This window comes from Streptomyces iconiensis (genome assembly GCF_028657195.3).
Lineage (GTDB): Bacteria > Actinomycetota > Actinomycetes > Streptomycetales > Streptomycetaceae > Streptomyces > Streptomyces iconiensis.
In genome coordinates this window covers 36,518-48,555 of the sequence record NZ_JANCPR020000012.1, presented here as the reverse complement: position 1 = coordinate 48,555, position 12,038 = coordinate 36,518, and the positions used below count along the sequence as shown (strand labels likewise).

9 protein-coding genes and 1 pseudogene are annotated in these 12,038 nt (G+C 69.6%); 2 read left to right on the top strand and 8 right to left on the bottom strand.

What is annotated here, in order from left to right:
• Positions 1-78 precede the first annotated feature (78 nt).
• From NMN56_RS14155 to NMN56_RS14140, 4 genes and pseudogenes are all read right to left on the bottom strand, one after another.
• Positions 79-846 carry an SDR family NAD(P)-dependent oxidoreductase gene (locus tag NMN56_RS14155; protein WP_274044643.1) on the bottom strand — a complete coding sequence of 256 codons (768 nt, stop codon included), beginning with the start codon at positions 844-846 and terminating at the stop codon, positions 79-81.
• Positions 843-2,506, bottom strand: a pseudogene (locus NMN56_RS14150) (hypothetical protein). Before NMN56_RS14150 ends, NMN56_RS14155 begins: the two are co-directional and overlap by 4 nt.
• Before the next feature lie 77 nt (positions 2,507-2,583).
• A complete protein-coding gene (locus tag NMN56_RS14145; RefSeq protein WP_274044642.1) occupies positions 2,584-4,500 on the bottom strand; it encodes a flavin-containing monooxygenase in 1,917 nt (638 codons plus the stop codon).
• Between the two features lie 221 nt (positions 4,501-4,721).
• The gene (locus tag NMN56_RS14140) at positions 4,722-6,200 is read right to left on the bottom strand and encodes an MFS transporter (RefSeq protein ID WP_274044641.1); all 1,479 of its coding nucleotides are present in this window, start codon (positions 6,198-6,200) and stop codon (positions 4,722-4,724) included.
• Between the two features lie 219 nt (positions 6,201-6,419).
• Here NMN56_RS14140 and NMN56_RS14135 point away from each other — a divergent pair, with 219 nt between their 5' ends.
• Together NMN56_RS14135 and NMN56_RS14130 are read left to right on the top strand one after the other, a co-directional pair.
• Positions 6,420-6,893, top strand: coding sequence for a MarR family winged helix-turn-helix transcriptional regulator (locus tag NMN56_RS14135; RefSeq protein ID WP_274044640.1), 474 nt, complete (start codon positions 6,420-6,422; stop codon positions 6,891-6,893).
• An 82-nt stretch (positions 6,894-6,975) separates the two neighbouring features.
• Positions 6,976-8,040: an aminotransferase class V-fold PLP-dependent enzyme gene (locus NMN56_RS14130; RefSeq protein WP_274044639.1), complete on the top strand. Its 1,065-nt coding sequence runs from the start codon at positions 6,976-6,978 to the stop codon at positions 8,038-8,040.
• Positions 8,041-8,230: 190 nt separating this feature from the next.
• Here NMN56_RS14130 and thpD read toward each other — a convergent pair whose 3' ends face one another.
• The 4 genes from thpD to ectA all read right to left on the bottom strand — a co-directional run bounded on the left by thpD (position 8,231) and on the right by ectA (position 11,680).
• Complete coding sequence (thpD, locus tag NMN56_RS14125; RefSeq protein ID WP_274044638.1) at positions 8,231-9,130, bottom strand: ectoine hydroxylase; 900 nt, start codon at positions 9,128-9,130, stop codon at positions 8,231-8,233.
• Positions 9,131-9,230: 100 nt separating this feature from the next.
• Positions 9,231-9,635 (bottom strand): ectoine synthase, encoded by a 405-nt coding sequence (locus NMN56_RS14120; protein ID WP_274044637.1) that lies wholly within the window; start codon positions 9,633-9,635, stop codon positions 9,231-9,233.
• 145 nt (positions 9,636-9,780) lie between these two features.
• Complete coding sequence (gene ectB, locus NMN56_RS14115) at positions 9,781-11,049, bottom strand: diaminobutyrate--2-oxoglutarate transaminase (RefSeq protein WP_274044636.1); 1,269 nt, start codon at positions 11,047-11,049, stop codon at positions 9,781-9,783.
• 112 nt (positions 11,050-11,161) lie between these two features.
• Positions 11,162-11,680 carry a diaminobutyrate acetyltransferase gene (ectA, locus tag NMN56_RS14110; protein WP_274044793.1) on the bottom strand — a complete coding sequence of 173 codons (519 nt, stop codon included), beginning with the start codon at positions 11,678-11,680 and terminating at the stop codon, positions 11,162-11,164.
• Positions 11,681-12,038 lie beyond the last annotated feature (358 nt).

Below are 12,038 nucleotides of genomic sequence, written 5' to 3'. Positions count from 1 at the left end.
CCGCACCCGGGTGCGGGCCCGGTGCCGGAAGGCCGGCCCATGTCCTCGGCACCGGGCGCACAGTGGGCCGGCGTCGGGTCAGACGGCTGACCAGCCGTCGTCGACCGGGAGGATGGCGCCGTTGACGAACGCCGCGGCGTCGGAGGCCAGGAAGAGCACGGCAGCCGCCTGTTCCTCGGCGCTGCCCAGCCGTCCGATGGTCGCGCCGATCAACTGGCCGATCAGGGGCGGCCCTTGAGCTTCCGGGTCCGCGTCGACCTGGATGCCGGTGCGGGTGGGGCCCGGAGCTATCGCGTTGGCCCGTATGCCCTGCTTGCGGTAGGTGACCGCGAGGCTTTTGACCAGGCCGGCCACGCCGTGCTTGGAGGCGGTGTAGGCGGCACCGGCGGCGCCGCCCCGCAGGCTCGCCTCGGAGGCGGTGAAGACGATCGAGCCACGCCCCGCGGCCAGCATGTGGGGCAGCGCCGCACGGGTCAGCTGGAAGGGCGCCGTGAGGTTGACGCGGATGACGCGCTCCCACTCGGCGTCCTCGGTCTCCCCGAGCGCCGACATACGGTCCATGACCCCGGCGTTGTTCACCAGGACGTCCAGCGCCCCGAAGGTCTCGACGGCCCGCTCGACCACCGTGTCCACCACGTGCTGCTCGCTCAGGTCGCCCCCGACGGCGAGGGCCGTGCCCCCGCCCGACTCGATCTCGTCGGCGACCTTCCGCGCTCCGGCCGTGTCGAGGTCGGCGACCAGGACCCTGGCGTGTTCCCGCGCGAACATCAGGGCCGTGGCCCGTCCGATACCGGAAGCTGCCCCGGTGACGACGACGCCGCGTCCTGCCATACCTGTGCTCGTCATGACTTCTGCCTCTCCGTTGTGCGTTGTGTGCGCGGGTCAGCGCGAGCCGCCTCTGTGTTCCTGGGCACCTCTGTGTTCCGGGGCGCTCCCGTGTTCCGGGGCGAGAGGCGCAGTACGGTCCCCTCCCCGTTGGCCGAGAGGAGCAGGGAGCCGTCGGGAGCCGCGCTGAGACCGGCGAACGGGACCGGCACACCGGGCATGCCGTGGGTGAACAGCGCCGGCTGGGTGCGGTGGCCCGTGCCCGGGGGTGGCCCCACGGCCAGGTTCTCGGCGTCGGTCCTGCGCTCTCCCGTGGTGAGCGAGAGCGCCAGCAGCCGCCGTGCGCCGGTCTCCACCGTGAACACCTCGTCGCCCAACACCGCGAGGCCCTGCGGCGCTTCGAGCCCGTCGGCGAGGGTGACCGCGTGCCCGTCCTCGATCCTGAGCACCGCACCGAGCCGGTCGTCGCTCACGTAGCAGCGGCCCGCGGCGTCGTGTGCCACGTCCACGGGATGCTCAAGTCCCTCGGCGAGCACGGTGACGGTGTCGTCCGCTTCGAGCGCGAGCACACGGCCGGCACCCGTCTCGGCGACGGCCAGCGCTCCTTGGGGGCCTACGGAGACGCCGGCGGGCTGCCGCAGCCCACTCGCGCGTACGCGGGTCGACCCGCTCTCGGTGTCGTAGGTCCGCACCTCGCCGTACTGCGACGTGAGATGCAGCAGCCGGCCGTCGGCTGCGACGCCATGGGTGAACGGCCGCAGCGCGTGCGCCGCCCGCCGTCAGCCCCGCCCGCCGCCCCGTCGTCCGTGCTGCCCGCCGGGCGGTCGGCCGCCGCGAGCCGGTAGTGGTCGGCCGCGTGCACCGTGCCCGCCAGGTCGACGGTCACCCCGAACGGGCCGTCGAGGCCACGGGGCACGATCTCCCGCGTCCGGCCGTCGGGGTGCAGCTCGGTGACACCGCCGCTGGCGAAGCTGGAGACGAACATCCGGTTCTCCGCGTCGAACGCCGCGTTGTCCAACCCGGCGAGACCGCTGGTCAGTACGGTCCTGGAGCCGGTCCCGTACAGATCCACACGGGTCACCAGGCCGGCCTGCCCCCGGGACAGCACCAGCAGGGCGCCGCCCTGGTCGAAGCGGACGGCGACCGGTTCGTGCACATCGCGCGCGACCAGCTCCGGGTCCCCGCCGTCGGGAGGCACGCACCAGATCTCGCCGGTCACCATGTGCGGGTAGTACAGCCGCCCGTCGGGCCCGAGCTGCATCGCGTTGCCCAGCGCCAGGCCCTCGGTGAGCACCACCGGTTCGCCGCCGCCGGGGAACAGCTCCAGCAGCCTGCCGTTCATCCTCATCTCGTTGACGAAGAGCCGGTCCCCGACACAGGTGATGCCGTTGGGCACCTTCACCTGGTCGGACACCAGCGTGTACGCGCCCTCGGGGCTGCGGCGCCACACGCGCCCCGGCACCAGGTCCGCGATGTACATGGACCCGTCGGCGCCGAAGGCGAGGTCGTCGGGTGACTGCACCGGCCCGTCCCCCGGCACCACCACCTCGGTCTCTCCCGTGGCGGTGTCCACCGCGCTGATCACGCCCGCCAGGAACTGCGCCGCGTACAGCCGCCCGTCGGGCCCGAACGCGACCCCGTTCGAACCCCACAGCGGATTGGGCGCGTTGAGCCTGCGGATGTCCCAGCGGGTACGGGAGAGCGGAGCCGAAGCGGGCCCGTAGCGGCTGGGGTGGTCCTTCGCTGCCTCCTCCACGCTCAGACCCCGCCTCGTCCCGTACGGACGGGATCGACGAGGACGTCGCGCATGCCGCCGTCGGCACGCCACTCGCGCAGCAGGGAGTGGAAGGCGACGGGCCCGTCCCCGTAGGACTCGCTGCGCTGCCTGGGCCTGCCCTCGTTGTTGTAGTAGCCGGGCGTGCACTCGGCGTGGAACCGGTACAGGTCGGCTGCCTTCTCCCGGATCGTCGTGACCCAGTCGGCCTCGGCCTGTGCCGTGGGCTCCACATACCTGGCCCCTGTCCTGCGCGCCTCGGCCACGACCTCCGCGACATGGGTCGCCTGCTCGTCCAGCACGTGAAGGTAGTTGACAGAGCTGGCGTTCTGTACGGGCCCGAGCTGGAAGAGGTTGGGGAAGCCGTGTGTGCAGAAGCCGTGGAGGGTGCGGGGGCCGTGCTTCCACGCCTCGGTGAGGGTGAGACCGTCCCTGCCGTGTACGGGGAGACGCCCCGAGGTGACCCCCGAGACACCGACATCGAAGCCGGTGGCGAAGATGACGCAGTCGACCTCGTACGCGGTGCCGCCCACGACGACGGCGTTCTCCGTGATCCTCTCCACGCCGTGGCTGTCGGCGGTGTCGACCAGGGTGACGTTGGGCCGGTTGAAGGTCTGGAGGTAACTGTCGCTGAACGTGGGCCGCTTGCACATGTAGCGGTACCAGGGCTTGAGCTTCTCGGCCGTTTCCGGGTCGGTGACGAGTGCCTCGACCCGCTCCCTGATCTCGTTCATCTTCTGGAAGTCGGCCAGCTCATAGGCCCGTTCCCGCTCCTCGGGCGCCATGTCACGGTAGCTGTCGCTCGGGATCAGCTTCTGCTGGAGGCGGGCGCTGCTGGTCCAGCCGTCGTCGACGAGGTCCTCCTCGACCCGGCCGCCGGTGATGAGGCGGAGGAAGTTCTCCCTGCGGCGCCGCTGCCAGCCCGGGGCCAGGGAGGCGGCCCACTCGGGGTCCGTCGGCCGGTTGCGGCGCGCGTCGACCGAGGAGGGGGTGCGCTGGAAGACGTACAACTCCCGTGCGTCGGCGCCCAGATGGGGTACGCACTGGATGGCGGTCGCACCCGTGCCGATCAGGGCCACACGCTTGTCCGCGAGCTTGTGCAGGCCGCCGCCCGCGTCACCGCCTGTGTAGGCGTAGTCCCAGCGGCTGGTGTGGAACGTGTGTCCCCTGAAGGTCTCGATCCCCGGAATGCCCGGGAGCTTGGTCTGGCTCAGCGTGCCGCTGGCCGTCACCACGTACCGTGCCCGTACGCGGTCGCCCCGGTCCGTGCTCACCAGCCACTCCGACGCGGCCTCGTCCCAGCGCAGTTCGGTGGCCTGCGTCTGGAAGCAGGCGTCGCGGTACAGATCGAACTCCCGGCCCACCGCCCGCGCGTGCTGCCGGATCTCCTCACCCGGCGCGTACCGCCACTTCGGGATGTAGCCCAGCTCTTCCAGCAGCGGCATGTAGATGTACGACTCGATGTCGCAGTGGATGCCCGGGTACCGGTTCCAGTACCACGTACCGCCGAAGTCGCCGCCCTTCTCGATGACCCGGATGGACTCGACACCGGCCTGCCGCAGCCGCGCACCCGCGAGCAGTCCGCCGAAACCGCCGCCGACGATCAGCACGTCGACCGCGTCATGCAGCGGCTCACGGAACGGAGCAGGCCCGGCGTACGGATCCTCGTCGTAGTACCCGAACCGGCCGGTGGCGCCCTGGTATTGAGCGCTGCCCTCGGGCCGTATCCGGCGCTCCCGCTCGGCGCGGTAGCGGGCCCGCAGCGCTTCGGGGTCGAACCCAGCTTCCTGCGGGACGGTGGCTGAGGTGTTGGTGGCGGTGGCCGAAGCGGCGGTTGTGGCCGAGGTGGCGGTGGCCGAGGCGGCGGAGGTGGGTGCCGCTGCGCCGTGGGGGGAGGACATCGACGTGCCTCTTCCTCTCTGTGGACTGCTCTGCGGACTGCGTTGCCGTGCGGTGGTGTTGGGGTCGCTGAGCGCGGACATGTGGCGTGGGCTCGTTCAGCGCGGATGTGTGCCTGTGGCTCGCCCATCGCGGAAGGTGTGTCGGGAGCTGGGAGCTGGGAGCTGGGAGCGGAATGCCGGAAGCGGGACCCGCCGCCGGCGCCCCGTCCGCGCCGCGGCCGTCAGACCCGCGCCTCGGACTGGCCTGTCAGCGCGGGCGTGCCGGTCTCTCCCCCGGTGTCGCCCTCTTCTTCCGTCCCGGCCTTCGCGCGCCGTCCGGCGGGGATGACGGCCGCGATCGCCGCCGCGACCAGGGCGACACCACAGCCGATGAGCAGGCCGGTGCGGAAGCCGTTCTCGGAGGTGAAGCTGTGGCCGCCGAGCGTGGTGGTCATCTGGGCGAGGACGACACCGACGACGGCGGCGCCGACCGAGGTGCCGAGCGAACGCATGAGCGTGTTGAAGCCGTTGGCCGCCGCGGTCTCGGAGAGCGGTACGGAACCCATGATCAACGCGGGCATCGAGCCGTAGGCGAGGCCCACACCGCTGTTGATCACCATGCCGACGAGCATCAGACCCCAGGCGGTGCCCATCAGCGCCAGTGACAGGCCGTAGCCCAGCGCGATGACCAGGACGCCGCAGATCAGCGTGAACTTCGGGCCGCGTGCGTCGGTGAGCTTCCCGCCGAGCGGGGAGACGATCATCATCATGATGCCGCCCGGCGCCATCCACAGTCCGGCAGCCAGCATCGACTGGCCAAGACCGTAGCCGGTGGCCTCGGGAAACTGCAGCAGCTGCGGCATGATCAGCATGCCCGCGTACATGCCGAAGCCGACGAAGACCGAGGCCATGTTGGTCAGCAGCACGCGGGGACGGGCCGCGGTACGCAGGTCGACCAGCGGCTCCTTCGTGCGCAGCTCCCACAGTCCCCAGGCCGGCAGCACCACGACGGTGGCCGCGAACAGGCCCAGCGTGGTGCCCGAACTCCAGCCCCAGTCGGCGCCCTTGGAGACCGCGAGCAGCAGACAGACCAGCCCAGCGCCGAGGCCGAGCGCGCCGGGCACATCGAAGCGCTGACCCCTGGCGCCGGCCGGGACGTCGGGGATCAGGAACCAGATCAGTACGGCGACCGCAGCGGCCAGGACGGCGGAACCCCAGAAGAGCACCCGCCAGTTCGTGTACTGCGCGACGGCTGCGGCGATCGGCAGACCGAGGCCACCGCCGATGCCCATGGACGCGCTGACCAGCGCGATGGAGGAGCTGAGCTTCTCCGGGGGTACGACGTCCCGCAGCAGCGCTATGCCCAGCGGCACCATGCCCATCCCCATGCCCTGCAGACCGCGCCCGACGAGCATGGGGCCGACGGAGGACGAGAGCGCGCACACCACTGAGCCACCCATCAGCGGCACGGCGCACACGAGCAGCATCCTGCGCTTGCCGAGCAGATCGCCCAGCCGCCCGGAGACCGGTACGCAGACCGCCGAGACGAGCAGCGTGATGGTGATCACCCAAGCGGCGTTCGAGGGCGCGGTGTTGAGGATCTTCGGCAGCTCCGCGATGAGCGGAGTGACCAGTGTCTGCATGATCGCCGCAGTGATGCCGGCGAACGCCAGCGTGGCGACGGCGCCGCCTGGGCGGGACGGGGACCGGGAGGCGTTCATGCCGGGGACTCCTTGGGTGCGTTCAGGCCGAGGGCGACCGAACCGAGTGCACTCGTGCCGAGTGCGGCCGTGCCGGGTCCGATCAGCCGATGTGCATCATGCATATCATGTGCATCGAGCCTATTGTGTGGTCGATGCATACGCATGAGAAGGTGAGGAGGCCGGACCTTCGGGCACAATGCTTCGGCGGTACACAGGAAGCGGGAGGTGGCGGGGCACATGGCCAGGCCGACGCACGAGGTCGAATACGAGCAGATGATGCTCAGTCGCCATACGTTCATGCACCAGCGAGGAGGGCGACGCAAGGACGGGGCGCTGGAGCGCAGCGCCTACATCCTCCTCAGCCGGATCCACGTGGAGGGTCCGATGTCGATCGGCGAGCTGAGCGAGGCGTTCGGGCTCGACTCCTCCACGCTCAACCGGCAGACGGCGGCGGCGATGCGGTCAGGACTGGTGGAACGCATCCCGGACCCCGAGGGCGGAATGGCCCGTAAATTCCGTATCACCGCCAAGGGCGAGCGGATGCTCGACGAGGAACGGGAGGGGATCATCCGCGCCCTGGACCAGATCCTGGTGGGCTGGCCCGACGAGGACATCGCGGCCTTCGCCTCCTACCTGAGGCGCTTCAACACTGACATCGAACGTCTCGGCGGCCGTCCCTGGCCGCGCTCTGAGCCTTCAAGTCCCGCGTGACCTGGGGTGATAAGGCTTCCTTGCAGGGCTGGGAAGCGTAAGGCGATGGACGGACCGCCGTGCGCCGGATGAGACTTGGGGCATGGATGCTGCCCTGCTCACCGCCGAGTTCGCGCCCGAACTGACCTACCTCAACACCGCCTCGCACGGTCTGCTGCCCGCCCGTACGGTCGAGGCCGTACGCGAGGCCGTCGCCGGGATGGCGGCCGGACACATACGCCAGCCCGCCTACTTCGCCGCCGTCGACGAGGTGCGGTCCGCCTTCGCGCGGATCGCCGGTACGACCCCGGAGCGCGTGGCCACGGGCAGCGCCGTCTCGACGCACACGGGACTGGTCGCCACCTCGCTGCCCGCAGACGCCGAAGTCCTGGTCGCCGAGGGCGACTTCAGCTCCGTCGTCAATCCGTTCGCCATGCGCGACGACCTCAAGCTGCGTACGGCCCCGCTGGAGTCGCTGGCCGAGGCGGTGGAGCCGACGACGGCGCTGGTCGCGGTCAGCGCGGTGCAGTCGGCCGACGGCAGGGTCGCCGACCTGGCGGCGATCCGCGAGGCCGCGCGGGGCGCGGGAGCGCGGGTGCTGCTGGATGTGACGCAGGCAGCGGGCTGGCTCCCGTTCTCGGCCGACGACTACGACTACGTGGTCTGCGGCGCCTACAAGTGGCTGCTGTGCCCGCGCGGCACCTCGTTCCTGGTCGTCTCGCGAGAGGCACAGGAGTCGGGCGCACTGCTGGCGCGGCACGCGGGCTGGGTCGCGGGGGAGGACCGCTGGGCGGAGTGTTACGGCACCGTCCGCACGCTGGCGCCCGGCGCGCTGCGCTACGAGGAGAGCCCCGCCTTCCTCCCGTACCTCGGCGCCGTACGGTCGCTCCAACTGGTCGAGGAACTGGGCAGGGACGCCATCGCTGCCCACGACAGGGCGCTCGCCGCGCGCTTCCGTGCGGGCGTCGCCAGGATCGGCCAGGGATACGAGGCGGTGCCGGGGGATTCGGCCATCGCCGCCGTGCCAGGGCTCGGGGCCGCGTCGGCGCGGCTCCAGGACGCCGGTGTCGTGGTCTCGGCGCGGGACGGCAACCTGCGCGCCGCCTTCCACCTCTACAACACGGAGGCCGACGTGGACCTGCTGCTCGATCTGCTCGACGCCGCATAGCCGTTGGCGGCCGTGCGGTGAACGTGGCCGTGCGAGAGCAGCGGCGCGGCGGTTCAGGACAATCTGTGGTTCGCGACGACAGATGGTTCGCGACGACAGGTGGTTCGCGACGAACGGCGAACGGTGACTCATGACGAAGGGGCGGGACCGCCCTGCGATCCCGCCCCCGGTCAGTGGGCCGGCCGCGTCACTACTTCACGGGGGTGAAGTCCCGTGCCCCGACGAACTCGGGACGCCGGACGGGCGCTGCGAAGGGTTCCACCGCCTCGTTCTCCACGCTGTTGAAGACGATGAAGACATTGCTCCGCGCGTACGGAGTGATGTTGTCACCGCTTCCGTGCATGCAGTTGCAGTCGAACCAGGTCGCCGAGCCGGGCTTGCCGGTGAACAGCCGGATCCCGTGCGCCTCGGCGAACTTGGTGAGGGACTCGTCCGAGGGAGTCCCCGCGTCCTGCATCTGAAGCGACTTCTTGTAGTTGTCCTTCGGCGTCTCGCCGGAGCAGCCGAGGAAGGTCTTGTGCGACCCCGGCATGATCATCAAGCCGCCGTTGGTGTCGTAGTTCTCTGTCAGCGCGATCGAGACCGACACGGTCCGCATACGCGGCAGACCGTCCTCCGCGTGCCAGGTCTCGAAGTCGGAGTGCCAGTAGAATCCCGTGGCGCCGAAGCCCGGCTTCACATTGATCCGGGACTGGTGGACGTACACGTCCGAGCCCAGGATCTGCCGTGCCCTGCCCACGACACGCGGGTCCCGCACCAGTTCGGCGAAGACCTCGCTGAGTTTGTGCACCTCGAACACGGACCGGATCTCCCCTGACTTCGGCTCGACGATCGAGCGTTCGTCGGAGCGGATCTCCGGATCCGAGGTGAGCCGTTCCAGTTCCGCGCGGTACGCGTCCACCTCGTCAGGTGTGACGAGTTGGTCGATCGCGAGGAACCCGTCCCGCTCGAAGCCCGCCAGATCCGCGGCCTCGATCGGCCCCGGAGCACCCGGTTCGGACCACACAACGGGGTCCATACGCGGAGTCGCCACCTCGGTGGTTCCGCGAGTCGGGTACAGGTCGGCGGTGCGCTCGGGTGCGGTGGTCATGGATGTGCCTTCCTCTCCTCTCGTACGGCCCTGTCCTATTGGGCGAAACAGCCGAAAACGGGCCAGTGGACTGGCCCGTAGCCGCGGCTGGAACTGTGGCTCAGTCCCCGTCGGGCTCGGTGAGCAGCGGGTAGACGCCGTTCTCGTCGTGGTCTTCCCGGCCCGTGACGGGCGGGTTGAAGACGCACACGCACCGGAAGTCGGTCTTCGGGCGCATCGTGTGCTTCTCGTGCCCGTCGAGGAGGTACATCGTGCCGGGAGAGATCCAGTGCTTCTCACCGGTCTCTTCGTTGGTGAGTTCGGCCTCGCCCTCCACGCAGAGTACGGCTTCGATGTGGTTCGCGTACCACATCGATGTCTCCGTGCCCGCGTAGAGCGTTGTTTCGTGCAGGGAGAAGCCCACGCGCTCCTTGGCGAGCACGATCCGCTTGCTTTCCCAGGTGCCCGAAGCCGCCTTGACGTGGCGGTCGGTGTCTTCGATGTCCTTGAAGGAACGAACGATCACGGTCTGATGGTGCCTTTCTCTCTGTGTACCCCATAGGGGTCTGTCATTACGGACGCGGCCCGCCCCGGCAGCAACCGGAGCGGGCCGAGTTCGTGGGGCGGTCACCTGGCGCGCGGTGGCGACCGCGCGGTGACCCGCCAGCCGCTCAGGCGGTCTCGCGCACCGCCCTGGCGAGGATGCGGAGGCCCTCGTCGAGCTCCTCCGGGCTGATGGTCAGCGAGGGCAGCAGCTTGACGACCTCGCTCTGGGGGCCGGAGGTCTCGATCAGCATGCCCAGCTCGAAGCAGCGCTTGGCGACGGCGTTGGCACGGTCCTTGTTGTGGAACTCCAGGCCCCACACCAGGCCGCGGCCACGGAAGTCGGCCACGTCGGAGGTGTGCTCCTCGGCGATGGCGCGCAGCGCGGACTCGACCTGCTCGCCGCGCGAGAGCGTCTGCTTCTCCATCTGGCCGTCGGCCCAGTAGGTCTGCAGCGTCGCGGTCGCCGTCACGAAGGCCGGGTTGTTGCCGCGGAAGGTGCCGTTGTGCTCGCCCGGCTCCCAGATGTCCAGCTCCGGCTTGAACAGGGTGAGCGCGAGCGGCATGCCGTAGCCGCTGATGGACTTGGACAGCGTGATGATGTCCGGCTGGATGCCCGCCTCCTCGAAGGAGAAGAAGGGGCCCGTACGGCCGCAGCCCATCTGGATGTCGTCGACGATCAGCAGCATGTCGTGCCGCTGGCACAGGTCGGCGAGCGCGCGCAGCCAGGAGGCGCGGGCGACGTTGATGCCGCCCTCGCCCTGCACGGTCTCCACGATCACGGCCGCGGGCTTGTTGAGGCCCGAGCCCTGGTCCTCCAGCAGGCGCTCGAACCAGATGAAGTCCGGGGTGGCGCCGTCGAGATAGTCGTCGAACGGCATCGGCGTGCCGTGCACCAGCGGGATGCCGGCTCCGGCGCGCTTGAAGGCGTTGCCGGTGACGGCGAGCGAGCCCAGCGACATGCCGTGGAAGGCGTTGGTGAACGAGACGATCGACTCGCGGCCCTTGACCTTACGGGCCAGCTTCAGCGCGGCCTCCACGGCGTTGGTCCCGGTCGGGCCGGGGAACATCACCTTGTGGTTCATGCCGCGCGGGCTGAGGACCGTCTCGGAGAACGTCTCCAGGAAGGCACGCTTGGCGCTGGTGGACATGTCCAGCCCGTGCACGACGCCGTCCCGCTCCAGGTAGTCGAGCAGAGCGCGTTTGAGGACGGGGTTGTTGTGGCCGTAGTTGAGCGTGCCGGCTCCGGCGAAGAAGTCGAGGTAGGTGTGGCCGTCCTCGTCGTACATGTGCGCGCCCTGGGCCCGGTCGAAGATCGTCGGCCAGCCACGGCAGTAGCTGCGCACCTCCGACTCCACGGTCTCGAAGACACTGAGGTCCGGCTGGGTGATGGTCACAGCTTGCTCCTGGGAGTGAGTCGCGTGAAGGATCACGCGGGGTAGGCGAGAAGTCTGTTGAGGTGCGGGCACGGCGCCGATGGCGTGCCCCTGGGGGTGATGGCCGTGTACGTCAGCGCCGCGGTGCGGAGCCGGGAAACACGACCGGGCCTATCCGGTACAGCACCTCGGGCTCGTGCCCGTCCTCGGGGAAGAGCCCGGCGTCGAACAGCACGTCCTTGACGACGGCGGCCGAGTGCCGCTGAACGTAGGAGGCGAACAGGCGGTTCGAGGGTGTGTTGTCCGGAGTGACCGTGGTCTCGATGCTGTCGATGCCGGAGTCCTCGGCGACACGGAGCGTCAGCCCGTCGAGCATCGCCGCCGCCAGGCCGCGACCGCGCGCGGCTTCGTCGACGGCCACCTGCCAGACGACGAGGGTGCGGGGCTGCTCGGGGCGGACATAGCCGGTGATGAAACCGACGGGCTCGCCGCCGTCGCCACGGGCGACGACCGAGGTGGCCGCGAAGTCGCGGCACCACAGCAGGTAGCCGTAGGAGGAGTTGAGGTCGAGCGTCCCGGAGTCGCGGGCGATGCGCCAGATCGCGGCTCCGTCCTCCACGCGAGGAGTGTCGAGCTTCAGTCCCTCCGGCATTTCCAGGAAATCGCTATGGGCACGTGCATGGTCTGCTTGTGCGGCGGTCATGCGGATTCAATTTACCCAGCAGAATCCGAAACCGCACGGGGGTGTGGGGTTACATGAGGGAGGTGTGTTGTGTTACCGCGCGGGGGCGCGCAGGCGCGCATCGCCTCGCAATTTGGCCCTGGAGTATCCGCTTTTTTCCGGGCATTAAGGGCTGGCTGTGGAGTACATCACAGTGACGTAACGGTCCCGAGATGTGCCCGAATTACGGTGGTTGGGGCTAGCGAAATCTTTGCGTTTGAGGTGACGGAAAGCGGGCAGAAGAATACGGGAACCTGTGCTCGAAAACCTGCCTGAATTGCAGCCTAAT